The organism is Lentzea sp. NBRC 105346 (assembly GCF_030269605.1).
Lineage (GTDB): Bacteria > Actinomycetota > Actinomycetes > Mycobacteriales > Pseudonocardiaceae > Lentzea.
Genome location: NZ_BSTQ01000011.1, coordinates 68,060 through 94,905 on the forward strand (window position 1 = coordinate 68,060; position 26,846 = coordinate 94,905).

Consider the following 26,846-nt stretch of genomic DNA (forward strand, 5'->3'; position numbering starts at 1 on the left):
CTTCCACGGTCGCGTGAACAAAAGTCAACGTGACCAATCGGACGGAGCAATGCGAGGATCCGGGGCATGACCGTCCGAACCCGCGCAGACCTGGCCACTTTGCCCGCCTACGTACCGGGCAGGAGCATCCCCGGTGCGATCAAACTCGCCAGTAACGAGGTGTCGGCAGGCCCGCTGCCGAGCGTCGTGAAGGCGATCGCGGACGCGGCGACGGCGATCAACCGGTACCCGGACAGCGGTTGTGTGGAGCTGGTGAACCGCCTATCGGACAAGCTCGGCGTCGCGGCGGAGAACCTGGCCGTCGGCTGCGGCTCGGTGTCGCTGTGCCAGCAGCTGGTGCAGGCGACCTGCACCGAGGCCGATGACGTCGTGTTCGCGTGGCGCTCGTTCGAGGCGTACCCGATCGTCACGCACGTCGCGGGCGCGGGTCAGACGCGGGTTCCGCTCACACCGGAGCACGTGCACGACCTGGACGCCATGGCCGCGGCGATCACGCCCAAGACCCGCATGGTCTTCGTGTGCAACCCGAACAACCCGACCGGCACGGCGGTGACCGCGGCCGAGATCGAGGCGTTCATCGAGAAGGTGCCGTCGGACGTCCTGGTCGTCCTCGACGAGGCGTACAAGGAGTTCGTCGACGACCCGAGCGTGCCCGACGGCGTCGAGCTGGCGAAACAGCAGTGGGCGCGCGGCCGGGACAACGTCGCCGTGCTGCGCACGTTCTCCAAGGCGTACGGCCTCGCCGGCCTGCGCGTGGGTTACGCGGTCGCGCCGCCCGCGGTCGCCGAGGCGCTGCGCAAGGTCTTCGTGCCGTTCAGCGTGAACGCGCTGGCCCAGGTCGCGGCGCTGGCGTCGCTGGACGCAGAGGACGAGCTGATGGTCCGCTGCCGCGCGATCATGGCCGAACGCGTCCGCGTGCGCGACGAGCTGCTGAAGGCGGGCTTCGAGGTGCCGCCGACGCAGGCGAACTTCGTGTGGCTGCCGCTGGGCGAGCGCACCGCGGCGTTCAACGAACACTGCCTGTCGCACAAGGTCGTCGTGCGCGCGTTCCTCGGTGAGGGCTGCCGCGTGACGATCGGTGAGCCGGAGGAGAACGACGCCTTCCTGGCCGCCGCGCGCAGCTTCACTTCATGAGCAGCTGAACGATCGCCGCGACTCCCACCACGACGATGACCGCGCGCAGCGCGACCGGTGGGAGTCTGCGGCCGATCTTGGCGCCGATCTGGCCACCGACGGTCGAGCCGACGGCGAGCAGCAGCACGGCGACCCACGACACGTGCGCGATGAAGATGAACAGGACGCCCGCGACGAGGTTCACGAACGCCGTGAGCAGGTTCTTCAGCGCGTTCATCCGCTGCAGGTGCTCGTTCATCAACACGCCCATGAGCCCCATGACCAGCACGCCCTGCGCCGCACCGAAGTAGCCGCCGTAGATGCCGGCGAGGAACACGCCGATCCACAACGCGACGCCGCCGTGCTCCTCGTTGTGGCGCTCGGCGAGCTTCTTGTTGAGCCACGGCTGCAGCACCACGAGGACCAGCGCGATCACGATCAGCACCGGCACGATCCCGGTGAACGCCTTCTCCGGCAGCGTGACCAGCAGGATCGCGCCGACGATGCCGCCGAGAATCGACGCGGGCAGCAGCCGGGCGATCCGCTGTTTCTGGCCTTTGAGCTCCTCGCGGTAACCCCACGCGCCGCTGAGCGAGCCGGGCACGAGGCCGAGGCTGTTCGACACGTTCGCGACGACAGGGGGATAACCGACCGCGAGCAACACGGGGAAAGTGACGAGGGTGCCGGAGCCGACCACCGTGTTGATACCGCCGGCGAACACGCCGGCGATGACCACCGCAAGGGCTTCCAGCAGTGTCAGCTCCATGATGGTTAGCAACGCTAACACTCCATTGCGGACCACGCGGTGTGGTGCGCACAACACAAAAAGGGAGCGGCACTCACTCGTGAGTACCGCTCCCTTTTCGCTATTCGATTAGACCTTGCGCCGGGTCGCTGCCGTAGCACCGAATCCGAACGCCACCAGCAGTCCGCCGAGGAGGAGCAGCCCAAGCACACTGGCGCCGGTCTGGGCGAGTGCCTCCTTCGCGCCGCCGTCCGCACCCGGCGCCGGAGCGCCCGCGTTCGGCGGGAGCAGCACGCCGGAGTCGGCGTCGTCCGGGTCGGCGACCACGGGACCGGGCTCGACGTGGACGTCCACCGGGTACTCGTTGCCCCGGACCACGGGGAACAGCGGTCCCTGGCGGTAGCTCACGACCTTCCAGGGGCCGACGACGACCGGCGTGTAGTTGCCGACCGGCAGGTCCGGGAAGGTGAACTTGCCCGCCGCGTCGGAGATCACCCGCGCCACCGGCTTCTTCGTGGCCGGGTCGAGCAGGACGAGCTTCGTGCCGGTGATCACCTTGGTGCCGGTGTCGGTGTTCATCAGGATGCTGCCGTTCGTCGTCCACGTCGCGCCGGGCACCTTCGCGATGGCGGTGGCGGTGGGGCTGCCATTCGCCTCCGGATCGGGACCGAATGCGCAGCCGACCCCGACGAGCCCGTGGTCGGCCGCGTTCGCGGGCATCGGCTGCCGGATGTGCTTGGTCACCGCGTGGTGCGGCTCGACCAGGTAGCCGGACCCGTTGTAGATCCAGTCGCCCCACAACGGGTTGTTGTTGAAGAAGAAGTAGCTGGGCGGGTCACCGAGGCCACACGCCGCCTTGATCTGCAACGGCTTGTCGCTGTTGTTCCGCACGGTGACCTTGATCGTCACGTCTTCCTCAGCCTCGTACGAAGGCTTGTCGAAGACGATGCTCGCCTCGACCTTCTCCTTCAGCGGGCGGACCATCCGCACCTGCAGCGGCGTTTCCACACCGTTGCTCACGATGACGAACGGGTACCGGCTGCTCTCGAGGACCCAGTCGTCGTCCGGCCCCATGTCCGGGTAGATGTCGTACTTGCCCGCCGGCAGGCCCTTGAACACGATCCTGCCCGCCGCATCGGTGACGCCGTCGACCGAACGGTTCGGACGACCGCCGTAGCCGTGGAACTTGCGGTCGGCCAGTGCCTCACCCGCGTCGAGCTGACCGTTCTCGTTGGCATCGCCATAGACGGTGATCGCGGCGTCGCCGATGCCGTATGTGACCGGTGCACTGACGTCGACCGAATCATTGGCGGGGTTCGTGTCCCCGAGACTGAAGCGGGCCTGGAACCGCACCGAGTCCTTGGACGAGTAGGGACGCACAGTGCCGATCAGCGTGACCTCACGGCTCTCACCCGGCCACAGCCCGCCCTTTTGCCAGTCGCGCAGCGGTGCCAGCTGCGTGTCGTCGAACTCCAGCCCGTTCTCATGGGAGTCGACGTACACGTAGCCGGGATACCCGGGCCAGCCCTTGCCGATGTTCGTGACCCTGACCTTGAGCTGGATCTGGTCGTTGATGTCGTACGCCGCCTTGTCGAAGCTCGCGGTGAGCTGCAGGTCGGGACGACCGTAGGTCGGGTCCTCGATCATCGGGCCCGGCACGACGGCGAAGTCGGCGGTGACTTCCTCGCCACCGATGACGTCGACGACCACGCCGTCGCTGCCATCCGCGTGCTTCCACGGCCCAACGGCCATGATGACGGTCTTGCCCTCGCGAAGATCTGAGATCCGCCAGTTGCCGTTCCCGTCGGTCTCCGAGGTGTGGCCGTACGGGATCGGCCTCCGCGTGACCGGGTCGAGCGCGACGACCGTCACCCCAGCGGCACCGGGCGGGATGGTGACCTTGCCCTTGACCGTGCCGAACGCGCCGACGACATCGGCGAAGTCGGATGCGCCGACCGTGCCATACGGGTTGCGGCCGTTGTTGCCGAAGTTGCAGGCGACGCCGAGCTCGCCGGCCTTGTAAGCGGCTTCGGGAACGAAGTCCGCGACCGTGATGACCTTGGTCTCACCCGCCGCGATCGACACGCCGGGGCCGTCCGGGTTCAGCGAAGCCCAGCCCGGCCCGTCGCCCTCGAGGTACCAGTCCGCCCACTGGGTGCAGAGCGCGACGACACCGGTCAACGGCGCCTGGCCCGTGTTCCTGAGCGTGATCTTGATCGAGATCGGGGCGTCCTTGCCGTACCGGTCCTTGTCGAGCTCGATCACCGGCTTGAGGGTGTCCATCGTCGGCGCGATCACCGCGAGGTCCTGTGCGGTGTTCTTGCCCTCTTCGATGACGAGCTCACCGGGCTTGGGGATCTGCTTGGTGTCGTAGCCGAGGCGGAGCAGGTACTTGCCGGGTGTCGCGTCGCTGAATGTGTACCGGCCGTTCGCATCGGTCGTGGTGTAGAGGTTGTAGAGGTACGAGCGCCCCTCACCGTAGAGCGGCGTGTTGGCGAGTCCCTCACCCGAGTCGACCTGGCCGTTGCCGTTCTTGTCCACGTAGAGGACGCCGGACGCGGTGCCGCGCTTTTGCAGGACCTTCGTCCAAGCCCGCTGCTCGTTGTTACCTGGCGTGGGGTCCGCGATGCCATCCAGGTAGGTGCGCACGTAGAAGTCGGCGTCGGACTGTCGCGGCCACCTGGCCGCCGCCGTGAGCTTGATCGTCTTCTGCTCGCCGGGGCCGAGGGTCGGCCTGGACGTGAGCTGCTCGGCGCCCGTACGCAGCCAGATGCTGGACGTCTCGGTGGCGAAGCGGATGTCCTTCGCGGGCGCGGTGCCGACGTTGCTCACGGTGATCGTGATGCCGAGGTCGGTTTCCGGCTCGTACTCGGCCTTGTCGAAGGTCGCCGTGAGCTTCAGATCGGACTTGGGCTCGTCGGCCTGCTTCGGCTCTTCGAACTTCTGCTCGGCAGGCTGCTCGGACGGCGGCGTCTCGGACGGCTTCGCGGGTTCGCTGGACGGGCTGCTCGACGGCGGCGTGCTCGTCGGCTCCGACGGCGGCGTGCTCGTGGGCTCGCTCGGTGACGGGGTCGTGGGCTCCGTCGGACTGGGCGTCGTCGGCGTCGTCGTTTCGACGGGCGTCGGCGGTGTGCTGGTCGGGTCGTCCTGCGCGAACGCGGGCGCGACGCCGAACGCGAGCACGGCGGCCGTGGTCACCGCGCCGAGTCTGAGCAGGGCACGGTGAATCGATCTCTCGGACAAAGGTCTCCCCCAAAGAGTCAAACCCCAGTGACGAGCCTCAGCGCCCCCGCACGCGCCCGTCAGTCGGAGCGGAAGCTACCTCACCGGACGAACACCGGGAAGAGAATCGAGGAAACATTTCACCAACGCAGGCGCAGCTCACGCACGGTGAAGAGGATGCGGTTGGGCAACCATTCGAGCTGCTCGTCCGCGAGCCGGAGGCCTGGGAATTTGTTGATCAAGGTTCCCAGCGCCGTGGTGAGCTGAAGGCGGGCGATGGCCGCGCCGATGCAGAAATGGGGGCCGTGCCCGAATGCGAGATGCACGGGGTTTCGGGTTATGTCGAGACGTTCCGGGGAATCGAACGCCGCCGCGTCGTGGTTCGCCGAGCGTTCGATGGTCAGCACGCTGTCGCCCTTGGGGATGACCGTGCCGCCGATCTCGACGTCCACAGTGGCCACTCGGGCGGGGCTCGCCACGAGCGTCGGCACGAAGCGCAGCAGCTCCTCGACGGCCGATTTGATCAGCTGGGGTTCCTTGCGCAGCAACGAAAGCTGGTCGGGGTGGCGGAGCAGGGTGATGAGGCCGTTGGCGAGCATGCCGGCGGTGGTGTCCGCCCCGGCGAAAATGAGGCTCTGCACGTTGTGGAGCAGTTCCTGCCCGCGCAGCTCACCGGATTCGAGTAGCGCGGTGAGCGCGTCGTCGCCGGGCTGCTTGGTCTCGATGAGCTGCGCGAGATAGCTGTACACACCACCGAACGCGCGGCCGATCGCCTCCGGCGGCTGCGCGGAGTCGAGCAGGACGTTCATCCAGCCCTGGAAGCGCTGCCGGTCCGTCGGCGGCATGCCGAGCACTTCGGCGATCACCTTGAGCGGCAAGGGATACGCGAACTTCGCGAAGAAGTCGTCACCGGGCCGCAGTTCGTCGAGCAACTCGTCGACGAACTGCTGGACCTTGGGTGCGAGCAGCTCGATCCGGCGTGGGCTGAACACCGCGGCGATCACCTTGCGGACGCGGCTGTGGTCCGGCGGGTCCAGATAGAGCAATCCCTGCTGCACCTGGAAATCGGGCCACACCGTCGGCGTCCCCGGCTTCGTCGCCGCCGCGCGGCTGAACCGCGGGTCGGACTCCACCTGACGGACGTCGGCGTAGCGGGTGACCAGCCACGCCTCGCCCCCGGTCTTCAGCGCGACCTTGCGGATGCCCTCCCGCTCGCGCAGGTCGCGCAGCGCGGGCGGTTCTTCGAGGCCGACCGAGTCGAACGGGAACGTCACGGCTTTCGACGCTAGTTGCGCCGCTGTGGTGCGGGCAGGTCCATTCGGGCATGCTCGGAACCGTGACGCCGGAGGATCTCGCGCATCTGCGCCGAGCCCGCGACTTCATGGACCGCGAGTACGCCCGCCCGCTGGACGTGCCGACGATGGCGCGCGCGGCCCTCATGTCGCCCTCGCACTTCTCCCGCCAGTTCCGGCAGGCCTACGGCGAGACGCCCTACGGGTACCTGATGACCAGGCGGATCGAGCGCGCGAAGGCGTTGCTGCGGCGGGGCGATCTCTCCGTGACCGATGTCTGCATGCAGGTGGGTTGTACGTCGCTCGGCTCGTTCAGCGCCCGGTTCACCGAGCTCGTCGGCGAGACGCCCAGCGCCTACCGCGCCCGGTCACACGACGTGGTTTCGCAGGTGCCCGGCTGCTTCGCCAAGCGCATGACCCGACCGAGCAGGAACGGAGAAGCGCGGCGGTCCAACGCTTTCTAGGGTTCCTGGCATGGAACTCAAGCTCTCTCACTCGTTCATTTACGTGCACGACCAGGACGCGGCGCTGACCTTCTACCGCGACGCTCTCGGCCTCGAGGTTCGCACCGACGCCACCATGGAGCACATGCGGTGGCTGACCGTCGGGCCGTCCTCGCAGCCGGACATCGAGATCGGGTTGCTCAAGATCGGGCCGCCCATTCCCGAGCCCGACCACGACGTGATGGGCAATCTGCTGGCCAAGGGGTCGTTGAGCGGGGTCATCTTCGCGACCGACGACGTCGACAAGACGTTCGAGGAGATCCGGGCTTCCGGGGCCGAGGTGATGCAGGAGCCGATCGACCAGGCTTACGGGGTGCGCGACTGCGCGTTCCGGGATCCGAGCGGAAATATGATCCGGTTCTCGCAGCCGCTGGGATAGCTTTCGGGCGTGAAAATCGGGACGGCGCCGTGGATCCGGCTGTTCGACGCCACGTACGACGGGTACGTGAGCTCGTTCTCGGTCGAGATCGGATTCGAACACGGCACCGTCCTGGCCTCGATGGGGCACGTGGTCGACCTCGGCGACCTGTCCGGATTTCTGTCCGGCCTCGCCGAGGACTTCACCGGCTGGGACGACACGCGCACCTGGCACGCCGCCTACCGCGATGTCCAGCTGGACGCGGTGTTCCGGTCACTCGGGCACGTCGACCTGACCTGGACGATGCGGAGCGCGGAGTGGTCGGACTGTAGGTGGTCGGCCTCGGTGACGGTCACGCTCGACGCCGGCGAGGACATGCGCACGTTGGCTTCCGACGTGCGTCATGTCCTCCACCCGGACTGATCAGCCCAGGTTGTTCGTGCCGAACGTGTCGCAGCGCGCCGGGTCGCCCGTCTGCAGGCCCGTGGTGAACCACTTCTGCCGCTGCGCCGAGCTGCCGTGCGTGAACTGGGTGGTGTCGATCCGGCCGCCGCCCAGTTCCTTCTGGATGAAGTCGTCGCCGATGCGGGACGCGGCGTCCAGCGCGGCATTGACGTCTTCCTGGGTGATGTTCGTGATCAACGGCCTGCCGCTCGCGGTGGGCGTCTTGGTGGCGGCGTTGCCCCACGCGCCGGCGTAGCAGTCGGCCTGCAGTTCCAGGCGGACCGAGTCGGACGTGGGGCCCGAACGCGTGCGGACGCGGTCGGAGGTGCCCAGCAGGTTCTGGATGTGGTGGCCGTACTCGTGGGCCAGCACGTAGGCCTCGACGAAGGGGCCGCCGGTGGCGCCGAACTTGGTGCGCAGCTCCTGGAAGAAGTCCAGGTCGATGTACACCTGGGAGTCCGCCGGGCAGTAGAAGGGGCCGACGGCCGACGTGGCGTTGCCGCAGCGGGTGTTCACGCTGCCGCGGAAGAAGTTCGTGGTGGTGACCTGGTAGGTCTTGCCGGAGCGGGCGAACTGGTCCTTCCAGAAGCCCTGGATCGAGTTGATGATCGCGACTACCCGGCAGTCCTCGTCCTTGTTGGCGTCCGCGCCCGTCTTGCACTTCTCGGCGAGCTGGCCCGACTCGACCTGCTGGCCCTGGCCGATCTGCGGCAGGCCGCCGGACGGGAGCTGCACGCCGGTGAACTGCTGGAACAGGAAGTAGACGATCAGGCCGACGATGCCGAGGCCACCGCCGCCGAGTGCCACCCGGCCGCCCACGCCGCGGAGGTCTGAGACCTGCGAAACATCAAGATCCGCACCCTCGTCGAACTGCACCGCGTGCCTCCTCACAAGGACCTGTTGCGGCACACGATAAAGCAATGAAGACGCCTCGGTGCGGGGCCCGACGTCGGGGCACCGCACCGAGGCTTTCCCATTTGGTAGTGACGACGACGGTCGTCGGAGTTGGCGTGGCGCTCGACCGGTGACGTCCTGAGACGAAAACCGACGTCGAGCTCAACAGCGTCGAAGTGCGCCGAGCGACGCCGATGGCGCCTGGGCACCCGAGACTCCGATTTTGCCGCTCACATTCGCGCCCGGAACGGGTTACGTCCATTCCGATCGCGGGGATGCAGCCGACCGGGTATCGCCACAGCGAGGAGTTACCTGCACGGCACCACCTACCCCTTCTGGGCGTGGCCACCGGGTGGTCGTTCATTCACCTGCCGGTTGCCAGCTCGTTATCGAGCATGCGCTTGATCAGCCCCGATCTCAACACCTCACCCGGAACCTGAATTGGTGAAGTGCGAACCCTCGTGAGGGGGTGAAGGCAGGTGTGCGGAGAGCGACCGGAAAGCGCTTGCCCGGAGGGTCCAATTGAGACGCTCCGGGCAAGCGGGGTGACGATCAGACCTGCTGGCGGCGGCCGGCGCGGCGCGCCATGACGCCCGAGGCGACCATGGCCACGGCGGCCAGCATCAGCTGCAGCACGTCGGCACCGGTGTTCGGCAGCGGCTTGACGGGCTCGGAGGCCTGCGCGGCCGGGGAACCGATCGTCGACGGACGGCCGAGGCCCAGGTGGTCGCCGATCTCGTCGGCGGGCGATCCGGGCGGGGTCTGGCCGGGGCCACCGTTGTTCGGCGGGTTCTGGCCGGGCGGGTTCTGGCCGGGGGGCTCCTGGCCGGGCGGCTCCTCGCCGGGGGGCTCCTCGGTCTTGCCGCAGTCGCCGGACGTGTCGCCCGCGACGCCGACCGCGTTGCCGCAGACGGTGACCGGCGCGGTCACGACCGAACCGCCGGGGTTGGACTGGGGCGCGTCGCCGCAGCTGCCGCTGCCGCCACCGAGGACGCCGACGGAGTTGCCGCACACCGTGACCGGCGCGGAGATCAGCGGCTGGGCCGCGGTCGCGCGCTGCTCGGCGGGCGCCTTCGGGCAGGTGGCGTCGCTGTTGCCGAGGATGTTGACGGCGTTGCCGCAGACCTTGACCGGCACGCTGAGGAGGTCGCCGACGCGGATCTCGTCGTTGACGGTGATCAGGTCATCGGCGTGCGCCATCGGCGAGCCCAGCATGAGCAGGCTGCCGGTGAAGAGGGCGGCACCGACCGCCCGGTTGACGTTCTTCATGGTTCTCCCTGGTTGTGGTGATCCTCGTAGTCCGAAAGCAGGACCTCGGATCAGTCAGGTGAGAACGACGGGTCTCTGACGAAGGTCGACAGCGGAACGTCTCGGTCGGCGTCGCGGACGACGCTGCTCACGGCCGCCGGACGCGACACGGCGAACGTCAGCGTGCCCACGGGCGGGGTGTTGGTCGACTGGCCGGCCCCGCTCTGCGGCGGGTTGCCGGACATCGGCAGGTCAAGGTGCTGCGGCGCGGGCGTGCTCGGGGCGGGCGTCTCCGTCTCCGTGACGGGCGTCGCGGGTGGCAGTGCGGCTCGCGGTTCGGAAGTCCTCTCGACGACGGTGCGCGGCACACTCGGCGCCTCAGGCACGGCGACAGGCGACGACGGTGGAGGAGTCTCGGTCCGCGGCTGAGTGGGCGGCGCCTCGGCGGGCGGGGCAGGCGGGCTGTCCGGCGTGGTGTCCAGCTCGACGGTGACGTGCGCGATCGGCAGCTCGATGTCGATCTTCACGTCGGCGTTCGCGGTGGCCGCGCCAAGCAGCCACCCACCGAGCACCAGCCCGGCGAGGAGGAGAAGCCGACGCACCCAGGACATCGGGCCCAACCTTAGATCAAACGGCCCAACTGAGGTGCCGTTTATGACCACCTCACCCGCCCAGCGGTACGGGTGAGGTGGCCCACTGCGTCAATCAGGAGAGCCGGGTGATGCGGTCCAGCACTGGAGGCGCCTGGTTCGGGTGCGCCTCCAGGTACGCCGAGAACCCGTCCAGGTCGATGCCGCCACCGGTGACGTTCGTGCCCTTGGTGAACTCGGAGAAGCCGTCACCACCGCCCTGCAGGAAGCTGTTGATCGTCACGCGGTAGTTCGCCGCGGGGTCGACGGGCGTCCCGTTGATGGTGATGTTCGAGATCTTCGAGCCGATCGGCGCGGCCTGCGACCACGCGTACTTCAGCGCGGACGACGGCTGCAGGATGAAGGTCCGGCTCGCGTTCCACTGCTGTTCCAGCACGTTCTTCAGCTGCGCGCCGGTCAGCGTGACCGTCTGCAGGATGTTGCCGAACGGCTGGACCGTGAACGCCTCGCCGTAGGTGACGACGCCGTTGCCCTCACCCGCGGGCGAGCTGGCGAACGTCAGGTCGGCACGCACGCCACCGGGGTTCATCAGCGCGATGACCGCGCCGTTGGTCGCGGTGGCCGCGACCTGCGAGTCGGCGATCAGGTCACCGAGCGGCGACTCACCGGCCGGGTTCTGCGCGCGAACGATGTCCGCGGTGATCCCGCCGATGCGGCGGTTCGCGATCGGAGCCGCCTTGGACTTGGCCAGGTCGATCACGGCCTGGATCTCCGGGTCCGGCGCGACGTCCCGCGTGACGATCTTGTTCTCGGCCTTGGTCGCCGAGCGGACGACGTCGCGGGTACGGCGGTCGATCTTCAGGTCGACCACGGACAGCTCACGGCCGAACGCGAGGCCCTCGATGAACGGGCGCGGGTTGCCCGCCGGGTCGTTGACCACGCAGTTGTAGTGCTGGTGGCTGTGGCCGCTGAAGACCGCGTCGATCTTCGGGCTGACCTTCTTGGCGATGATCGTGCCGGGGTTGAGCGTCTGGCCGGGGGTGTCCGGCACGACGTTGCACGCGTTGGGGCCGCCCTGGTTCGTGGCGACCTGGTCGCCCTGGTGGACCAGCAGCACGATCGACTTCACGCCGATGGCGTCGAGCAGGTTCGCGTACTTGTTCGCGGCCGCGATCTCGTCGCCGAACTGCAGCTCCTTGATGCCGTTCGGGTCGACCAGGATCGGCACGTCCTTGAGCGGCATGCCGATGAAGCCGATGGGGACACCACCGCGGATCTCGACCCAGAACGGGGGCAGCGCGGGCCGGCCGTTCTTCGCGAGCGTCACGTTCGCGCCGAGGATCGGGAAGTTCGCGCCCTCGTACTCGTCGCGGAACTGGCAGCCGTCCTTCGGGTGGCAGCCGCCGCGCTGCATGCGCAGCAGCTCCTGGTAGCCCTCGTCGAACTCGTGGTTGCCCGCCGCGGTGGTCTGCAGACCGAAGTCGTTGAGGATCTCCATGGTCGGCTCGTCGTGGAACAGCGCCGACGTGAGCGGCGAAGCGCCGATCAGGTCGCCCTGGCCGACGAGCACCGAGTTCCTGACCTCGCCCTGGAGCTTCTTGATGTGCGTCGCGTTGTACGCGGCGCCACCGGCGTCGACGGTCGTGCCGTCCGGGAGGATCACGCGGCCGGACGAACCGCTCGGCGGCTCGATGTTGCCGTGCAGGTCGTTGATGCCGATCAGGCGAACGTCGACAGTGCCCTGGCCACGCGTCGAGTCGACCCCCTGGGCCTGTGCGGGCCCGGTCAAGGTCACTGCGGCCGCAGCGGCGGCCGTGATCGCCAGGACGGAATACCGTCTGAACATGTCTCTCCCCACCATGGAATGTCGGCGGGCAGTCTGCCTTCCGAAACTCCGTCGCACCAGAGAAGTGGCTCGATCGTCACGGTTCGGGATTAGCCTGTTGACGTGACGCGAAGCGACCAGGAGCCGCGCTGGCTCGACGAAGGCGAGATGCGTGCGTGGCGCACCTATGTGAACGGTTCCTCAATGCTCATGGACCGCCTTCACCGTGAGCTTCAGGACGGCCACGGCGTGTCACTCGCCGACTACGAAATCCTTGTCCGGCTCTCCGAGCAGAAGTCACTCCGGATGCGGATGACCCAGCTCGCCGACGACGTCGCGTCGTCCAAGAGCCGGGTGTCGCACCAGATCGCGCGCATGGAGAAGGCCGGCCTCGTGCTGCGGCGGGAGTGCCCCGAGGACGGGCGTGGCGTGTTCGCCGAGCTGACCGCGCTGGGGATGGCGCTGCTCAAGGAGTCCGCGCCCACGCACCTCGACGGGGTGCGTAAACACATCATCGACCTGCTGACGGCGGAGGAGCAGGAAGTGCTGGCCAAGGTGTTCGACCGGGTCATGACGCACCTGCGGGCGATCGACGGCTAGGCTGCACCTGCAAGGAAGCGTGGCAGAGCGGCCGAATGCACCCGCCTTGAAAGCGGGAGACGGGCAACCGTCCGGGGGTTCAAATCCCTCCGCTTCCGCAAATGGGGACGTGTGTCCGCGGAAAGCGCGGACCACGTTTGCTCCAGGTGTTTTGTGGGGGCCAAGCCCCCACACCCCAGCCGGGCGGCTCCGCCCCCGGACCCCTTCATCGGCGCCTGCTCGCGAGTACAACGGTTAGCAGTCCGTTCAAACCGCCCAGGAGAAAGCCCGCCGAGAGGGCGAACATCACGAAGTCTCCGGTGCTCGGCGCGTAGATCGTGCGGATGTCCTCGTGGTTGCCGCGTTCGACCAGTGCCGTGATGACGAGCGGCCCGTCGGACGCCGGAACGCCGACCGCGTGAACGGCGTAGTAGTCACCCTTGAGCAGGCAATAGTGGCCGCTCTTGTCGGCGACCTCGCCGTAGATCTCCTTGTACGTACCGCACTTCAGTACCGCGACCTCTTCGAGCGGGCCGATCAGGTACCTGATCATCCAGAACCAGCACAGCACTCCGACGAGACCGAGCACGGCCACACCAACCGCGGTGTTCCGGACAGCGCGCACGACTTGAAGGACGTGCCGAACGTGCTCGGGGTTGTCCACGAGCGGTGGACAACCCCGAGCGGTCGATCAGGCTGCGTCGGCGTGCGAGTGCGGCGCCGAAGCCACCTTGAACGCACGGGCCGAAGCGCGCATCGAACGCGGCGGCACGCCGTTCACGGCCTCCGTGCTGATGGCGTACGACGCGGTCACGAAGGCGACGGCCTTGCCGTTGCGGCCGAGGGCCGTGCGGTCCAGGTTGCCCAGGTTGTCGCACTTCGAGTGGTAGCACTTGTCGTACGCGACACCGGCGAGCCCGCCCCACTTGGCGGCCTGCGCCTCGGTCTTGACGCCCTCCGCGCCGGTGAAGAGGCCACCGGCCGGGATGCCCTGCGCGATGAACTCGCCGTAGTCGGACCGACCGCTGAAGTCGGTGCCCTCGGTGGGCACGCCGACCGCGCCGAAGTAGTCCGCGAAGGCCTTCTCGATCTGCGCGGAGCCGTACGGACCGGGGCCCGCGCCGACGTTGTCGGAGTTGTCGCCGTCGTAGATGAAGTACGCGGCGTTCGGCGAGGCGATCATGTCGAAGTTCAGGTACAGGGCGATGTTCAGCTGCTCGTCGAAGCTCAGCGACTTCACGTACTCGGTCGAGCCGATCAGGCCGAGCTCCTCGGCGCCCCACCACGCGAAGCGGACCGCGTTGTTGACCTTCGGGCTGCCGCCGAGCTTCAGGGCGGTCTCGAGCAGGGCGGCCGAGCCGGAGCCGTTGTCGTTGATGCCGGGGCCCGCCTCGACGCTGTCGAGGTGCGAACCCGCCATCACGACGTTGTCCTTGCGGCCCGTCTTGGTCTCCGCGATGACGTTGTGCGCCGTGCGGGTCTCCAGGTGGAACCGGAGGTCGAGGGTGACCGCCTGGCCGGCGAAGCCGCCCAGCGTCGTGCCGTCGGCCTTCGAGACGCCGCCGGTCGGGAGGACACCGGGCTGGCCGAGGGTGACGTTCTTCAGCGGGCCGTCGACGTTGTTGCCGATGATCACGCCGATGGCGCCCGCGGCCGCGGCGTTGCGGTGCTTCAGGTCGAACGTGCAACCGCCGCGGCGGATCAGGGCGATGGTGCCCTTGAAGTCCTGGCCGGCGAAGTCCGCGGCCTCACAGCCGGTGGTGGCGTCCTCGGGCACGACGCGCAGCGGGCCGGTGATGCCGCCGACCGGCGTCTGCGGCGACTCTTCCAGCGGGATCGCCTCGAAGGTCTGTCCCCCGACCTTGGCGGTCTCGGCGTCCGGGACCTGCTGATCGAACTTGAAGGTCGGCGTCGTGACGTCGAAGCCGGCACCCCGCAGCTTGCCGGCGACGTACTCGACACTCGCGTCGTAGCCCGGCGTCAGCACCGCGCGCGTGCCGTTGTTGCGATCGGCGATGCGCTGCAACGCGATCAGGTGCCGGTTGATGCCGTCGGTGGTGACGGCTTTGGCGAGCTTCTTGGCCAGTGCCGGGCCCTCGGGCTCGGCGGCGGATGCGGTCGCGGTGGGTGCGGCTACAAGTGCGCACACCGCAAGGACACCCGCGAATTTGGCTCTGGCTGACATGAACGATTCCCCTTCGTTCCGGAGTCGCTGCACCTTGCACAATTCGGGCGCGGGAAAACAATCCTTCGAGTGGCGGGTTCTCACCCAGTGAGCAGGTGAACACAGTCCGCTAGTCCGTCGACCTCCAGCTGCCACGACGGCCTCCGGAACGCGGCCTTGTCCAGGCGCAGTCGCGTATGTGTCAACGGTTCGCCCCTCGGTGCGACGCGGAACGATCCGTCCGGTACATAACCGAGTCGCTCACTCACTCGGTTGGACGCCACGTTCTTCTCCCACGCGGCCGAACGCGCTATCTCGGCACCCAAGTGGTCGAATGCGAACAAGAGAATCGCAGCACGCATCTCTGTTCCGTATCCGTTTTTCTGATAGCGCTTACCGAGCCACGAACCGGACCGCACCTCGCGCAGCGAGGCGAAGTCGGTGGCCGCCAGCTCCTGCATGCCGATGACGCGGCCGTCGACCCTGATCAGGAAGTTGACGAACCAGTCGCGCGGCGACAGCTCGGCGCGGCGGGCCCAGAAGAACTGCATCGTGTTCATGCCGAGCTGCTCGGGCGGCGCGTCGGTCCACGGCGTGCCGAACGGCATCTCGTCCGGTGGGTGGACTCCCCCGCGCGCCACCTCGACCAGCTCGTACAGGCCGGCGTCGTCGTCCGGGCGCAGCTCGAGCCGGGGCGTGCGCAGCACGAGGCGTCTCAAGGGCCATGTGTCCATGTCTCGATGTTCCAAGTGCCGTCGACCCGATTACGGTCGTCGGCATGCGTGCCATCACGATTCGCGAATACGGCGGCCCTGACGTCCTCGAGTGGACGGAGGTCTCCGACCCCGAGATCGGTCCCGGCGAGGTGCTGATCGATGTCGCGGCCAGCGCGTTGAACCGCGCGGACGTGATCCAGCGCAAGGGGTTCTACAACCCGCCGCCCGGCGCCTCGCCGTATCCGGGGCTCGAGTGCTCCGGCACGATCATCGCGAAGGCGGACGACGTCACGGACTGGAACATCGGCGACGAGGTGTGCGCGCTGCTCGCCGGCGGCGGGTACGCCGAGAAGGTGGCCGTGCCCGCGGGACAGGTGCTGCCCGTGCCGAAGGGCGTCGACCTCGTGACCGCGGCGTCGCTGCCCGAGATCGCGTGCACGGTGTGGTCGAACATCGGCATGATCGCGAAGCTCCAGGCGGGCGAGACGTTCCTGATCCACGGCGGCGCGGGCGGCATCGGCACCCACGCGATCCAGCTCGGCAAGGCGCTGGGCGCGACCGTCGCGGTGACCGCAGGTTCGGACGAGCGGCTGCGCCGATGCGCGGAGCTGGGTGCGGACATCACGGTCAACTACAGGACTCAGGACTTCGTGGCCGAGGTCAAGCAGGCGGACGTCATCCTCGACAACATGGGCGCGGCCTACCTGGCGCGCAACGTCGACGTGCTGGCCGTCCACGGCCGGCTGATGGTGATCGGCATGCAGGGCGGCACCAAGGCCGAGCTCGACCTGGGCAAGCTGCTGGTCAAGAAGGCCATGGTGATGGGCACCGCGCTGCGCTCGCGCCCGATCGAGGAGAAGGCGGAGATCGTGCGGTCGGTCGTGGCGAACGTCTGGCCGTTGGTCGAGAGCGGTGAGATCAAGCCGGTCGTGCAGGACGTGCTGCCGATGGCCGGCGCGAACGAGGCCCACCGGCAGCTCGACGAGGGGCGCGTCTTCGGCAAGCTGCTGCTGAGGCGCTAACCGAGTTCGGCCACGGCGCGCACGAGCTGGTCGATCTCGACCGCGTTCGTGTAGTGCGCGAGGCCGACGCGGATCACTCCACCCACCTCGCCCACGCCGAGCACCGAGAACACGCCGTGCTGGCCGGGGTCTGCGAACGCGCAGACCCCGCGCGCGGCGAGGTGCTCGACCCCATCCGTCGCCTTGACTCCGGTGACCGTGAACGCCAGCGTCGGGATCCGGCGCATGGCGTCGCCGATCACCATCACGTGCCGCAGCCAGCGCAGCTCGTTGATGAGGTTGGCGAGCAGGCCAGCCTGGTACGCCTTCACCGACGCCAGCGACGTCACCAGCCGCTCACGCCGGGTGCCCGACGCGGTGTCGTCCAGCTCCGCCAGGTAGTCCACCGACGCGACGAGCCCCGCGAGCAGCGGGTACGCGTGCGGGCCGAGCTCGAGACGTTCGGGGCCGCGCGCACCGGGCTCCACCGAGCACGACGGCAGGCGGTCCAGCAGCGACGGGTCGCGAAAGACCAGCGCGCCCACCGGCGGGCCGCCCCACGCGTTCGCCGACAATGCGACGACGTCGGCCTCGATCGCGTTGATGTCGAGCGGCACGAACGGCGCGGCGGACGAGGCGTCGACCACCAGCATCGAGCCGTGTTCACGCGCGACGGATGCGATTTTGCCCAGGTCAGGACGGGTTCCGACGGATCCGGAGGCCGCCGTGACCGCGATCAGCTTCGTGCGGTCGGTGACCAGCTCGTCGTACTGCCAGCTGGGCAGCTCGCACGTCTCGATGTCGATCTCGGCCCACTTGACCGCGCTGCCGGTCCGTTGTGTCGCGCGCAACCAGGGCGCGATGTTCGCCGGATGGTCCAACCGGGAAACCAACACCTCGTCACCCATGAACCAGTCGTCGGTCAACGCGTCGGCGAGCCGTTGCAACAGCACCGCGGCCGACGGACCGAGGACGACACCCGCAGGGTCGCCGCCGACCAGGTCCGCGACGGACCGGCGGGCGGCGTCCACGATCGCCTCCGCACGCTGGGAGGCGGGGAACAGACCACCAGGACCTGAGACGGGGGCGCGCAGCGCGGTGGAGACGGCGGTCGCGACCTGCTCGGGCACCTGCATGCCCGCTGGAGCGTCCAGGTGGACCCAGCCGTCGCCGAGCGCGGGGAAGAGCCCTCGTACCCGTGCGACGTCGAACGCCATGCCGCACACCGTACGGAGGACGCCGAAAGGAATGAAGCCCAGGGGCCACCCGGTTCACACCGGGACCGCTGATCGGGCCAGGATGGAGCTATGAACGAGGAGCAGCCGGTGTTCGTGGTCAGCCCGTCGAGTGATGAGGACAACGACGGCAACGAGGATCTGACGGATCTCGTCGCGCAGCCCGCGAAGGTGATGCGGATCGGCACGATGATCAAGCAGCTCCTCGAGGAGGTGCGCGCGGCACCCCTGGACGAGGCGAGCCGCCAGCGCCTGAAGGAGATCCACAAGCGGTCCATCGACGAGCTCGAGGACGGCCTCGCGCCGGAGCTGCGCGACGAGCTGGAGCGGCTGTCGCTGCCGTTCACCGAGGACGGGACGCCGTCGGACGCCGAACTGCGGATCGCGCAGGCGCAGCTGGTCGGGTGGCTGGAGGGGCTCTTCCACGGGATCCAGACCGCGCTGTTCGCGCAGCAGATGGCCGCGCGGGCGCAGCTGGAGTCGATGCGCGGTCGCGCGCTGCCCGCCGGTCACGGCGGTCATGACGGGTCCGGTGGAAAGGGCACTGGCCAGTACCTGTAGCTCGAACGGGGCCCTACGATGCGGCGACACACGTGAGAGGAGAGCCGACAGTGCTCGACCGAGTCCGCCGGAGCCTTGAGCCCGGATACTTCCGCAAGGCGTTCCGCGACAAGCTGATGCGGGCCGTCGAGGACGCGGTCACCCCGTACCACCGCGAGCAGATGGCGCGGATCGAGGAGGTACGGGCGCAGGTCGAGGGACTCCGCGAGGACCTGCGGCACCAGTCGGACCGCATCGTCGACCACACGATCAAGCACGAGATCCGGGCCCGGCGCGACCTGGTGTTCGCGGGCGAGCACGAGGCGGCGCTGCAAAGCGCGCAGTTCGTCCGCGAGCACATGCCGACCGCGCCGCAGTTCGGCCACCCGCACGAGACGCTGGCGCACGCGCTCACGCTGACGCCCGAGGGCGGCCTGGCGCTGGAGTTCGGCGTCTACACGGGCAGCACGCTGAAGATCATCGCCGAGGCGCGCGAAGGCAAGGACGTCTACGGCTTCGACTCGTTCGAGGGTCTGCCCGAGGACTGGCGCAACGGGTTCCCCGCCGGCACGTTCGACGTCGAGGGCCTGCCGGACGTGCCGGGCGCGGAGCTGGTCGTCGGCTGGTTCGACGACACGCTGCCCAAGTTCATCGAGGAGCACGAGGGCCCGGTCACGTTCCTGCACGTCGACTGCGACCTGTACTCGTCGACCAAGACCGTGCTGGCGCTGTGCGGCCCGCGGCTGGTCGAGGGCAGCATCGTGGTGTTCGACGAGTACTTCAACTTCCCCGGCTGGCAGGACCACGAGCACAAGGCGTGGCTCGAGTACGTCGAGGAGACCGGGATCGAGTTCGAGTACGTGGGGTTCACGTACGACCACGAGCAGGTCATCGTCAAGGTGATCAAGGTCTGAGCGGGGTTGACAGGTCCGTGACCCACCGGCGGAAAGAGCACGCTCCGTACGCCGGTACCCTCAGTCCTCGTGCAAGCCACCCCTACGCTCGAACAAGCCGAGGCACCCCCTGCCCCGAACTCGCGCACCTTCGCACGCGCATTCGCGGACGTGAAGATCGCGTGGGAGCACCGGGAACTCTGGGGTCACCTCGGCTGGCAGGACATCAAGCAGCGCTACCGCCGGTCCGTCATCGGTCCCTTGTGGATCACCATCTCGATGGGCACGACGGCGCTCGCGCTCGGCTTCCTGTACTCGCAGCTGTTCAACGAGGACACGGCGACGTTCCTGCCCTACGTCACGGCAGGCTTCGTCATCTGGGCCTTCATCCTCGGCTGCGTCACCGAGGGCACAGATGTCTTCATCTCGAACGAGGGGTTGATCAAGCACCTCCCGGCGCCCATCACGGTGCACGTGCTGCGGCTGGTGTGGCGCCAGATCCTGTTCTTCGCGCACAACCTGATCGTCTACGTGGTGGTGCTGGCGATCTTCTTCACCAGCCTCAACCACCCGTACAAGATGGGGAACGACCCGCTGGAGAAGCCGGGGCTCGGGTGGTCGATCCTGCTGACCATCCCGGGCTTCGCGCTGCTGGCGCTCAACGCGATCTGGGTCTCGCTGCTGTTCGGCATCATCAGCACCCGGTTCCGCGACATCCCGCCCGTCGTGAACAGCTTCATCAACCTGGTGTTCTTCATGACGCCGATCGTCTGGCACGCGGGCGTGCTCAACCGAGTCACGGCCGGTCAGGGCGACGGCGGCAACTGGCGCGTGCTGATCGCGGAGCTGAACCCCGTCTACCACTACGTCGAGGTCGTGCGGGCGCCGATGCTCGGGCACCCGATCCTGTGGCACCACTGGGCCGTGGTCGGCGGCCTCACCATCTTCGGCTGGTTCCTCGCGCTGGTGGCGCTGCGGAACTGGCGCGCACGTGTGTCCTACTGGGTCTGAGGGAGGTCGAAACCAAACATGGTCAGCATTGACGTCTGGAACGCATCGGTCGACTTCCCGATCTTCGATGCCAAGTCGCGCTCGCTGAAGAAGCTCGCGCTCGGCAAGGTCGGCGGCAAGATCGGCTCCGAAGGTCGTGTCCCGATCATCGAGGCGCTGCACGACATCACGCTGTCGCTGAGCCACGGTGACCGGGTCGGCCTCGTCGGCCACAACGGCGCCGGCAAGTCCACGCTGCTGCGCCTGCTCGCCGGCATCTACGAGCCGACGCGCGGTTCGTCGCGCATCATCGGCAAGGTCGCGCCCGTGTTCGACCTCGGCGTCGGCATGGACCCGGAGATCTCCGGCTACGAGAACATCATGATCCGCGGCCTCTTCCTCGGGATGACCCGCAAGGAGATGGAGAAGCGGGTCGACGACATCGCGGAGTTCACCGAGCTCGGCGACTACCTGCAGATGCCGCTGCGCACGTACTCGACCGGTATGCGCGTCCGCCTGGCGCTGGGCGTGGTCACGTCCATCGACCCGGAGATCCTGCTGCTGGACGAGGGCATCGGCGCGGTCGACGCGGCGTTCCTCGCCAAGGCCCGCGACCGGCTCAAGGACCTCGTGGGCCGATCCGGACTCCTGGTTTTCGCGAACCACTCCGACGAGTTCCTCGCCGAGTTCTGCGACACCGCGATCTGGATGGACGAGGGCCGCGTCAAGATGCATGGTGGACTTCGTGAGGTCACGACCGCTTACAAGGGTTACGACCCGTTCCTGAAGTTCAGCGAGGAGACCCTGGCCCGCATCGGCCAACCCCCCGTCCTCAGCGGAAATGGCGGCGAGTAGATCGTGAACCTCGAGGCACTGCCCAAGGGCTCAGTCGTGGCCGTGGTGGTCACCCGGCACCGCCGGGAACTGCTCAGCGAGTCGCTCAAGGCGCTCGCTACGCAGACCAGAGCCCCCGACCACCTGGTGGTCGTGGACAACGGACCCGACCAGCCCGTCGACGACCTCGTCGAGCAGTGCCCGATCCCGACGACGTACCTGGCCTCGCACCGCAACCTCGGCGGTGCGGGCGGGTTCGCCCTCGGCATGCTGCACGCCCTGTCGCTGGGCGCCGACTGGCTGTGGCTGGCCGACGATGACGGCCGGCCCGCCGACGAGCACGTGCTCGCGACGTTGCTCGAAGAGGCCGAGAAGCGTGGCCTCGCCGAGATCTCGCCGGTCGTCACGAACATCGACCAGCCGTCCAAGCTGGCTTTCCCGTTGCGGCGGGGCCTGACCTGGAAGCGCAACGCGCACGAGCTCGGCACGGACTTCCTGCCGGGCATCGCGTCGCTGTTCAACGGCGCGCTGTTCCGCGCCTCCACGATCGACGTCGTGGGTGTGCCGGACTACCGGCTGTTCTTCCGCGGCGACGAGGTCGAGATCCACCGCCGCCTCGTGCGCACCGGCCTGCCGTTCGGCACCTCGCTGAAGGTCGCCTACGTGCACCCCGACGGCTCCGACGAGTTCAAGCCCATGCTCGGCGGACGTTTCCACGCGCAGGACCCCGAGAACCCGGTCAAGCGCTACTTCACCTATCGCAACCGCGGCTACCTGCTGTCGCAGCCCGGCATGCGCAAGCTCGGCCTGCTCGAGGTGTTCCGCTTCGGCCTCTACTTCCTCGGCGTCCGCAAGGACCCCAAGGCCTTCGTCGAGTGGCTCAAGCTCGTTCGCCTCGGCCGCGACGAGAAGTTCTTCCGCCCCTGACGGTTCGCTCAGCGGGTAATCGCTGTCGGTGAAACCGCGTTGTCGGTGGTCGCCGGCAGCGGTTTGCTCGGTGGCATGAGCAAACAACTCGTGCTGCACCTGGCCGCCAACCCGAACCCGATCAGCCTCAAGGTGAAGGCCGAGGTCGCCGCCGACCTCGGCGAGCGGCTGACGCAGATCGTGCGCAACGGTCACACGCAGGTGATCGAAGGCGCCGACGGGCAACAGTTCGTAGTCAATTTCTCGCACGTTGTGATCGCATACTTCGGGTAGGCGGTGTAAGACGTGAAGAGTGATCTCTCGACGAAGGCTGCTCAGCGCCGGCGCCGCGACCGCACTGCTCGCCGCGTGCGGGTCCAACACCGGTCGGGGTGGCGGCGGCCAGGCCCTGCGGCAGTGGTACCACGCGTACGGCGAACCCGGTGTCCAGCAGGCCGTGGAACGCTACGCCAAGTCGTACATCGCACCCGTCGAGGTGCAGTGGAATCCGGGGGACTACGACTCGAAGCTCGCGACCAGCCTGCTGTCCGGCACGGGCCCTGACGTCTTCGAGTCCACGCTGCAGGTGAGCGCGGTGCGGTCCGGCCAGATCGTGCCGCTCGACGACGTCATCTCGGCGGCGAAGGACGACTTCACCGCGTCGATCCTCGCGGGACACACCGTGGACGGACATGTCTACGGTGTGCCGCAGGCCGTCGACATGCAGATGTTGTTCTACCGCAAGAGCATGCTCGAGAAAGCCGGCGTGCAGCCTCCATCCACTGTGGACGAACTGGTGGACGCGGCGCGCAAGCTGACCACCGGTGGCGTGAAGGGCCTCTTCGCAGGCAACGACGGTGGCGTGGAGGTGCTGGGCGGCCCGGCACTGTGGTCGGCCGGGCTGGACTACGTGACGCCGGACCACAAGGTGGGGTTCGACGATCCCGCGGCTTCTTCCGCATTGGCGAAGCTGCGGCAGCTGTACGAGGGCGGTTCGCTGCTGCTGGGTTCGGTCAAGGACTGGGCGGAGCCCGACGCGTTCACGCAGGGGCTCGTCGCCATGCAGTGGACCGGCCTGTGGACGGTTCCGGCGGTGCAGAAGGCATTGGGTGACGACTTCGGCGTGCTGCCGTGGCCGAAGCTGAACGCCGCGGGCAGGCCGTCCGTGCCGGTCGGCGCGTACGGCTCGATGGTCAACGCCAAGTCGCCGCGGGTGAACGACGCCAAGGACTTCGTGCGCTGGCTGTGGGTCGAGCAGACCGACTACCAGGAGGACTTCAACCTCTCCTACGGCTTCCACATCCCGCCGCGCAAGTCGTTGTCGGAAAAGGCGGACAAGCTGAAGTCCGGCGCGGCCGCGGACGCGGTGAAGTTCGTGCGGGACAACGCGAAGCCGTCGAACCCGCCGGACTGGACGTCGGCGATGCGGACGTCGTTCAAGGACGCGGTGGCGCGGATCGTGCGGGACGGCGCCAACCCGGACCAGGAGCTCAAGACGGTGGTGTCGAAGGTGAACGACGAGCTGAAGCGCATCTACGGATGAGGCACGCCCGGGCGTTCTGGCTGTTCGTCGGGCCGTTCGCGCTGGGGCTGGCCGTCTTCGTGTACCTGCCGATCGGCTGGAGCGTGCTGCTGTCGTTCTTCGACGCGCGCAACACGGTCACGCCCTCGACCTTCGTGGGGTTCGACAACTACGCGGACATGCTGACCGACGGGCCGTTCCTGCGGTCGCTGGGCACGTTCAGCCTGTTCGCGCTGTTCGTGGTGCCGCTGACGTTCGTGCTGTCGCTCGCGCTGGCGTTGCTGGTCAACGGAATCCGCTTCATGCGGGCGTTCTTCCGCTCGGTGTTCTTCCTGCCCTTCGCGTGCTCCTACGTCGTCGCTTCGCTCGTGTGGAAGCTGTCGATCTTCAACGGGGTGCGCTTCGGACTCGCCAACACCGTGCTGGCGTGGTTCGGCGCGGACCCGGTCGCGTGGACCGTGTCGACGTCGCCGCCGTGGTACTGGCTGGTGCTGGTGACGTTGCGGCTGTGGCTGCAGCTCGGGTTCTACCTGTTGTTGTTCATCGCGGGGCTGCAACGAATTCCGCAGGTGCTCTACGAGGCGGCCTGGGTCGACGGCGCGCGTCCGGGCTGGCAGACGCTGCGGTTCATCACGTTGCCGCAGCTGCGCACGACATCCGTGGCGGTGTTGCTGCTCCTCCTGATCGGGGCTTACCAGGCGTTCGACGAGTTCTACAACGTGCTCGGCAACGGGCCGTTCGGGCGGCCGCCGCTGGTATACCTCTACTACACGGCTCTGGGCAGCGGCGGTCAGGACTTCGGCCACGGCACGGCGGGTGCGGTGATCCTGTCGCTGCTGATCGCCGGCGTGACGCTGGCGCAGGGGCGGGTGTTCACGCGATGAAAGCGTTGCGCTACCTGGCTTTGTCCGTGTCGGCCGTGATCTTCCTGGTGCCGTTCTACCTGATCGTTCGCAACGGGCTCGCGCTGGAGTCCGAGATCACCGCGACCTCGTGGACGCTCTTCCCGCGGGAGATCCACTGGGAGAACTTCGCCGAGCTCTTCAACGATCCGGCCGTTCCGTTGTTGAAGAGCATGACGAACTCGCTGGTCGTCGCCGTGCTGCAGACGGCGGGCACGCTGCTGATCTGCTCGCTGGCGGGGTACGGGCTGGCGCGCATTCCGTACCGGTTCGCGAACGTCGTCTTCTACGCCGTGGTGGCGACGCTGATGATCCCGGCGGCGGTGACGTTCGTGCCGACGTTCGTCGTGGTGTCCACGCTCGGCTGGGTGTCGAACCTGCGCGGGCTGGTGATCCCCGGACTGTTCAGCGGATTCACGGTGTTCCTGTTCCGGCAGTACTTCCTGAACTTCCCGCGTGAGCTGGAAGAGGCGGCGCGGATCGACGGCCTCGCGCACTGGGGCACGTTCTGGCGCATCGTCGTGCCGAACTCGCTCGGGTTCTTCGCGGCACTGGGCGTCATCACGTTCGTGACGTCGTGGAACCAGTTCCTGTGGCCGTTGGTCATCGCGCAGGACCAGGACGCCTGGACGGTGCAGGTCGCCCTGTCGACGTTCCTCACCGCCCAGTCCCTCAACGTGCACGAACTGTTCCTGGCGGCCGCGGTCTCGATCACGCCGCTGATCATCGTGTTCGTCGCGCTCCAGCGGTTCCTGGTGCGCGGCGTGACCGAGACGGGCATCAAGGGTTAGTGCTTGCGGAGCAGCAGGAAGATGCTCGGTCCGAAGAGGATCGGCGCCAGCGTGGGCTGCGCCGCCCGCTCCAACCGCAGCAACATCCGTTGCGGCACCAGCTTCTTCAGCGTCGCGGACCGGAAGTTCGACACCGACAACGTCCGTTCGACCGACAGCCCGACCTCCGCGAGCTGCGCCCGCACCGTGCGGACGTTGTGGTTGACGAACGGGATCTCGTCGTCGTGCCGGTTCTCCGGCGACCGGATGTCCACCGGCCCGGCGGGAGTCCGCGGGTGACGCAGCCGGTTGCGGAAGTGGCCGAGGTTCGCGACCTCGAGGATCGCCAGACCGATCGGGTCGAGCACCCGCGCGATCTCCGCGAGCTCCGGGCGCGGGTCGGGCAGGTGGTGCATGACCCGGATCATCGTGACCAGGTCGACCGAGCCGTCGGTGAACGGCAGGTCGGCGGCCTGGGCCTGGACGGTCTCCAGCGCCGGGTTGACGCGCGCGGCGATGTCGAGCTGGCGCGTGCTCGGCTCGGCCAGCGTCACGCGGTCCGCGTACCGGTAGAGCTGCGTGGACAGCCGGCCGTATCCCCCGCCGACGTCCACGGCGTGCGCGAAGTGCTGGCCCCGCAGCAGCCGGTCGAGCGCGATGCGCTCGGCGGCGTTCTCGTAGTCTCGGCCGTCCCAGTACCTGAGGTAGTCGTGGGCCGGTCCGTCGTAGAAATCCGCTCGCTTCGTGTCCCCCATGCACCCAAGACGCCGACTCGGCCGAATCGGTTGCCCTTTCGCCCGAACCAAAAGGAGCCCCATGATCGCGCTCGTTCGCAAGCCCAGCCCGCGGCTGGCCGAGGGCATCGTGACCCACATCGACCGCACGCCCGTCGACGTCGACCTGGCGATGCGGCAGCACGACGCGTACCGCCAGGCGTTGAGTGACGCCGGCTGGGCCGTCGTCGAGGTGCCGTCCGCCGACGACTGCCCCGACTCGGTGTTCATCGAGGACGCACTGGTCGTGGTCGGTGAGCTGGCAATTCTCACGCGGCCGGGCGCGCCGGAACGCCGGGGCGAGATCGCGGGCGCCGAACAGGCGGCGCGGGAGCTCGGGCTCGAGATCGCCCGCATCGAGGAGCCCGGCACGTTGGACGGCGGCGACGTGCTGCAGGTCGGCGACACGATCTACGTGGGACGCGGCGGGCGCACGAATGCGGAAGGCATCCGCCAGCTGCGGAAACTGACGGGCAAGACGGTCGTCCCGGTGAAACTGACGGACGTGCTGCACCTGAAGTCAGCGATCACGGCGTTGCCGGACGGGACGTTCCTGGCGCAGCAGAACCCCGGCGTGTTCCCGGTGGTGCGCGAGGTCGAGGAAGAGGCCGGCAGTCACGTCGTGCTGCTCGGCGCAGACGAGGTGCTGATCAGCGCCAGCGCGCCGAAGACCGCTGCGGAGCTGGAAGACCTGGGCTTTCGCACCAGGATCGTCGACATCAGCGAGTTCGAGAAGCTCGAGGGCTGCGTCACCTGCCTCAGCGTGCTTGTCGAAGCACGCTGAGGC

At 68.0% G+C, this 26,846-nt stretch carries 28 protein-coding genes and 1 tRNA gene; 17 read left to right on the plus strand and 12 right to left on the minus strand.

Features of this window, described 5'->3' with window-relative positions:
* The first annotated feature begins 66 nt into the window (after positions 1-66).
* On the plus strand, positions 67-1,134 hold the full coding sequence (hisC, locus tag QSK35_RS23205) for a histidinol-phosphate transaminase (RefSeq protein WP_285749559.1): 1,068 nt from the start codon (positions 67-69) through the stop codon (positions 1,132-1,134).
* Here the strand turns inward: hisC and QSK35_RS23210 are convergent.
* The 3 genes from QSK35_RS23210 to QSK35_RS23220 all read right to left on the minus strand — a co-directional run bounded on the left by QSK35_RS23210 (position 1,124) and on the right by QSK35_RS23220 (position 6,354).
* Complete coding sequence (locus QSK35_RS23210) at positions 1,124-1,873, minus strand: sulfite exporter TauE/SafE family protein (protein WP_285749773.1); 750 nt, start codon at positions 1,871-1,873, stop codon at positions 1,124-1,126. The two genes, hisC and QSK35_RS23210, sit on opposite strands and share 11 nt — an antisense overlap.
* 114 nt (positions 1,874-1,987) lie before the next feature.
* Positions 1,988-5,056 carry a hypothetical protein gene (locus QSK35_RS23215; RefSeq protein ID WP_285749560.1) on the minus strand — a complete coding sequence of 1,023 codons (3,069 nt, stop codon included), beginning with the start codon at positions 5,054-5,056 and terminating at the stop codon, positions 1,988-1,990.
* A gap of 164 nt (positions 5,057-5,220) precedes the next feature.
* Positions 5,221-6,354, minus strand: coding sequence for a cytochrome P450 (locus tag QSK35_RS23220; protein WP_285749561.1), 1,134 nt, complete (start codon positions 6,352-6,354; stop codon positions 5,221-5,223).
* A gap of 50 nt (positions 6,355-6,404) precedes the next feature.
* Here QSK35_RS23220 and QSK35_RS23225 point away from each other — a divergent pair, with 50 nt between their 5' ends.
* Genes QSK35_RS23225 through QSK35_RS23235 form a run of 3 tightly spaced genes read left to right on the plus strand, consistent with a single transcriptional unit; the run spans position 6,405 to position 7,656 of the window.
* Positions 6,405-6,836, plus strand: a complete 432-nt coding sequence (locus tag QSK35_RS23225; RefSeq protein WP_285749562.1) for a helix-turn-helix transcriptional regulator — start codon at positions 6,405-6,407, stop codon at positions 6,834-6,836.
* A 10-nt stretch (positions 6,837-6,846) separates the two neighbouring features.
* Positions 6,847-7,254, plus strand: coding sequence for a VOC family protein (locus tag QSK35_RS23230; RefSeq protein WP_285749563.1), 408 nt, complete (start codon positions 6,847-6,849; stop codon positions 7,252-7,254).
* A gap of 9 nt (positions 7,255-7,263) precedes the next feature.
* Positions 7,264-7,656 (plus strand): DUF6228 family protein, encoded by a 393-nt coding sequence (locus QSK35_RS23235; RefSeq protein WP_285749564.1) that lies wholly within the window; start codon positions 7,264-7,266, stop codon positions 7,654-7,656.
* On the opposite strand, the gene ypfJ is transcribed toward QSK35_RS23235, so the two are convergent.
* The 4 genes from ypfJ to QSK35_RS23255 form a co-directional block, all read right to left on the minus strand.
* Entirely contained in the window at positions 7,657-8,553 is an 897-nt protein-coding gene (gene ypfJ / locus QSK35_RS23240) for a KPN_02809 family neutral zinc metallopeptidase (RefSeq protein ID WP_285749565.1), read from the minus strand.
* 570 nt (positions 8,554-9,123) lie between these two features.
* Positions 9,124-9,840 carry a hypothetical protein gene (locus QSK35_RS23245; protein ID WP_285749566.1) on the minus strand — a complete coding sequence of 239 codons (717 nt, stop codon included), beginning with the start codon at positions 9,838-9,840 and terminating at the stop codon, positions 9,124-9,126.
* A 50-nt stretch (positions 9,841-9,890) separates the two neighbouring features.
* The gene (locus QSK35_RS23250; RefSeq protein ID WP_285749567.1) at positions 9,891-10,430 is read right to left on the minus strand and encodes a hypothetical protein; all 540 of its coding nucleotides are present in this window, start codon (positions 10,428-10,430) and stop codon (positions 9,891-9,893) included.
* A 94-nt stretch (positions 10,431-10,524) separates the two neighbouring features.
* Entirely contained in the window at positions 10,525-12,255 is a 1,731-nt protein-coding gene (locus QSK35_RS23255; protein ID WP_285749568.1) for a bifunctional metallophosphatase/5'-nucleotidase, read from the minus strand.
* 147 nt (positions 12,256-12,402) lie between these two features.
* Here QSK35_RS23255 and QSK35_RS23260 point away from each other — a divergent pair, with 147 nt between their 5' ends.
* Together QSK35_RS23260 and QSK35_RS23265 are read left to right on the plus strand one after the other, a co-directional pair.
* Positions 12,403-12,834, plus strand: a complete 432-nt coding sequence (locus QSK35_RS23260; protein WP_285749774.1) for a MarR family winged helix-turn-helix transcriptional regulator — start codon at positions 12,403-12,405, stop codon at positions 12,832-12,834.
* A 13-nt stretch (positions 12,835-12,847) separates the two neighbouring features.
* A tRNA-Ser gene (locus tag QSK35_RS23265) sits at positions 12,848-12,932 on the plus strand.
* A gap of 107 nt (positions 12,933-13,039) precedes the next feature.
* Here QSK35_RS23265 and QSK35_RS23270 read toward each other — a convergent pair.
* The 3 genes from QSK35_RS23270 to QSK35_RS23280 form a co-directional block, all read right to left on the minus strand.
* A complete protein-coding gene (locus tag QSK35_RS23270) occupies positions 13,040-13,438 on the minus strand; it encodes a hypothetical protein (RefSeq protein WP_285749569.1) in 399 nt (132 codons plus the stop codon).
* 66 nt (positions 13,439-13,504) lie between these two features.
* Entirely contained in the window at positions 13,505-14,998 is a 1,494-nt protein-coding gene (locus tag QSK35_RS23275) for a M28 family metallopeptidase (protein WP_285749570.1), read from the minus strand.
* 80 nt (positions 14,999-15,078) lie between these two features.
* Positions 15,079-15,711 carry a GNAT family N-acetyltransferase gene (locus tag QSK35_RS23280; RefSeq protein ID WP_285749571.1) on the minus strand — a complete coding sequence of 211 codons (633 nt, stop codon included), beginning with the start codon at positions 15,709-15,711 and terminating at the stop codon, positions 15,079-15,081.
* Positions 15,712-15,755: 44 nt separating this feature from the next.
* Between QSK35_RS23280 and QSK35_RS23285 the strand changes: the two genes are divergently transcribed.
* Positions 15,756-16,715: an NAD(P)H-quinone oxidoreductase gene (locus QSK35_RS23285; protein ID WP_285749572.1), complete on the plus strand. Its 960-nt coding sequence runs from the start codon at positions 15,756-15,758 to the stop codon at positions 16,713-16,715.
* On the opposite strand, the gene QSK35_RS23290 is transcribed toward QSK35_RS23285, so the two are convergent.
* Positions 16,712-17,911: a cysteine desulfurase-like protein gene (locus tag QSK35_RS23290; protein ID WP_285749573.1), complete on the minus strand. Its 1,200-nt coding sequence runs from the start codon at positions 17,909-17,911 to the stop codon at positions 16,712-16,714. The genes QSK35_RS23285 and QSK35_RS23290 overlap by 4 nt on opposite strands.
* Before the next feature lie 90 nt (positions 17,912-18,001).
* Between QSK35_RS23290 and QSK35_RS23295 the strand changes: the two genes are divergently transcribed.
* From QSK35_RS23295 to QSK35_RS23335, 9 genes are all read left to right on the plus strand, one after another.
* The gene (locus tag QSK35_RS23295; protein ID WP_285749574.1) at positions 18,002-18,490 is read left to right on the plus strand and encodes a bacterial proteasome activator family protein; all 489 of its coding nucleotides are present in this window, start codon (positions 18,002-18,004) and stop codon (positions 18,488-18,490) included.
* A gap of 50 nt (positions 18,491-18,540) precedes the next feature.
* Entirely contained in the window at positions 18,541-19,383 is an 843-nt protein-coding gene (locus QSK35_RS23300; RefSeq protein ID WP_285749575.1) for a class I SAM-dependent methyltransferase, read from the plus strand.
* A gap of 69 nt (positions 19,384-19,452) precedes the next feature.
* Positions 19,453-20,373, plus strand: coding sequence for a galactan export ABC transporter permease subunit Wzm/RfbD (wzm, locus tag QSK35_RS23305; protein ID WP_285749576.1), 921 nt, complete (start codon positions 19,453-19,455; stop codon positions 20,371-20,373).
* Positions 20,374-20,391: 18 nt separating this feature from the next.
* Entirely contained in the window at positions 20,392-21,207 is an 816-nt protein-coding gene (gene wzt / locus QSK35_RS23310; protein WP_285749577.1) for a galactan export ABC transporter ATP-binding subunit Wzt/RfbE, read from the plus strand.
* Between the two features lie 3 nt (positions 21,208-21,210).
* Positions 21,211-22,113, plus strand: a complete 903-nt coding sequence (gene glfT1 / locus QSK35_RS23315; protein WP_502881702.1) for a galactofuranosyltransferase GlfT1 — start codon at positions 21,211-21,213, stop codon at positions 22,111-22,113.
* Positions 22,114-22,188: 75 nt separating this feature from the next.
* Positions 22,189-22,386, plus strand: a complete 198-nt coding sequence (locus QSK35_RS23320) for a hypothetical protein (RefSeq protein WP_285749578.1) — start codon at positions 22,189-22,191, stop codon at positions 22,384-22,386.
* Between the two features lie 19 nt (positions 22,387-22,405).
* A complete protein-coding gene (locus tag QSK35_RS23325; RefSeq protein ID WP_285749579.1) occupies positions 22,406-23,635 on the plus strand; it encodes an ABC transporter substrate-binding protein in 1,230 nt (409 codons plus the stop codon).
* Positions 23,632-24,498 (plus strand): carbohydrate ABC transporter permease, encoded by an 867-nt coding sequence (locus QSK35_RS23330; protein WP_285749580.1) that lies wholly within the window; start codon positions 23,632-23,634, stop codon positions 24,496-24,498. The genes QSK35_RS23325 and QSK35_RS23330 overlap by 4 nt, the downstream gene beginning before the upstream one ends.
* The gene (locus QSK35_RS23335) at positions 24,495-25,307 is read left to right on the plus strand and encodes a carbohydrate ABC transporter permease (protein ID WP_285749581.1); all 813 of its coding nucleotides are present in this window, start codon (positions 24,495-24,497) and stop codon (positions 25,305-25,307) included. Before QSK35_RS23330 ends, QSK35_RS23335 begins: the two co-directional genes overlap by 4 nt.
* Here the strand turns inward: QSK35_RS23335 and QSK35_RS23340 are convergent.
* On the minus strand, positions 25,304-26,041 hold the full coding sequence (locus QSK35_RS23340) for a class I SAM-dependent methyltransferase (protein ID WP_285749582.1): 738 nt from the start codon (positions 26,039-26,041) through the stop codon (positions 25,304-25,306). The genes QSK35_RS23335 and QSK35_RS23340 overlap by 4 nt on opposite strands.
* 61 nt (positions 26,042-26,102) lie before the next feature.
* Between QSK35_RS23340 and ddaH the strand changes: the two genes are divergently transcribed.
* Positions 26,103-26,843 carry a dimethylargininase gene (ddaH, locus tag QSK35_RS23345; protein WP_285749583.1) on the plus strand — a complete coding sequence of 247 codons (741 nt, stop codon included), beginning with the start codon at positions 26,103-26,105 and terminating at the stop codon, positions 26,841-26,843.
* Positions 26,844-26,846 lie beyond the last annotated feature (3 nt).

Coding starts and splice junctions, on each gene's coding strand:
- hisC (WP_285749559.1), top strand. CDS start 67: ATGACCGTCCGAACCCGCGCAGACCTGGCCACTTTGCCCGCCTACGTA.
- QSK35_RS23225 (WP_285749562.1), top strand. CDS start 6,405: ATGCTCGGAACCGTGACGCCGGAGGATCTCGCGCATCTGCGCCGAGCC.
- QSK35_RS23230 (WP_285749563.1), top strand. CDS start 6,847: ATGGAACTCAAGCTCTCTCACTCGTTCATTTACGTGCACGACCAGGAC.
- QSK35_RS23245 (WP_285749566.1), bottom strand. CDS start 9,840: ATGAAGAACGTCAACCGGGCGGTCGGTGCCGCCCTCTTCACCGGCAGC.
- QSK35_RS23250 (WP_285749567.1), bottom strand. CDS start 10,430: ATGTCCTGGGTGCGTCGGCTTCTCCTCCTCGCCGGGCTGGTGCTCGGT.
- QSK35_RS23255 (WP_285749568.1), bottom strand. CDS start 12,255: ATGTTCAGACGGTATTCCGTCCTGGCGATCACGGCCGCCGCTGCGGCC.
- QSK35_RS23260 (WP_285749774.1), top strand. CDS start 12,403: ATGCGTGCGTGGCGCACCTATGTGAACGGTTCCTCAATGCTCATGGAC.
- QSK35_RS23275 (WP_285749570.1), bottom strand. CDS start 14,998: ATGTCAGCCAGAGCCAAATTCGCGGGTGTCCTTGCGGTGTGCGCACTT.
- QSK35_RS23280 (WP_285749571.1), bottom strand. CDS start 15,711: ATGGACACATGGCCCTTGAGACGCCTCGTGCTGCGCACGCCCCGGCTC.
- QSK35_RS23285 (WP_285749572.1), top strand. CDS start 15,756: ATGCGTGCCATCACGATTCGCGAATACGGCGGCCCTGACGTCCTCGAG.
- QSK35_RS23290 (WP_285749573.1), bottom strand. CDS start 17,911: ATGGCGTTCGACGTCGCACGGGTACGAGGGCTCTTCCCCGCGCTCGGC.
- QSK35_RS23295 (WP_285749574.1), top strand. CDS start 18,002: ATGAACGAGGAGCAGCCGGTGTTCGTGGTCAGCCCGTCGAGTGATGAG.
- wzt (WP_285749577.1), top strand. CDS start 20,392: ATGGTCAGCATTGACGTCTGGAACGCATCGGTCGACTTCCCGATCTTC.
- QSK35_RS23320 (WP_285749578.1), top strand. CDS start 22,189: ATGAGCAAACAACTCGTGCTGCACCTGGCCGCCAACCCGAACCCGATC.
- QSK35_RS23330 (WP_285749580.1), top strand. CDS start 23,632: ATGAGGCACGCCCGGGCGTTCTGGCTGTTCGTCGGGCCGTTCGCGCTG.
- QSK35_RS23335 (WP_285749581.1), top strand. CDS start 24,495: ATGAAAGCGTTGCGCTACCTGGCTTTGTCCGTGTCGGCCGTGATCTTC.
- QSK35_RS23340 (WP_285749582.1), bottom strand. CDS start 26,041: ATGGGGGACACGAAGCGAGCGGATTTCTACGACGGACCGGCCCACGAC.
- ddaH (WP_285749583.1), top strand. CDS start 26,103: ATGATCGCGCTCGTTCGCAAGCCCAGCCCGCGGCTGGCCGAGGGCATC.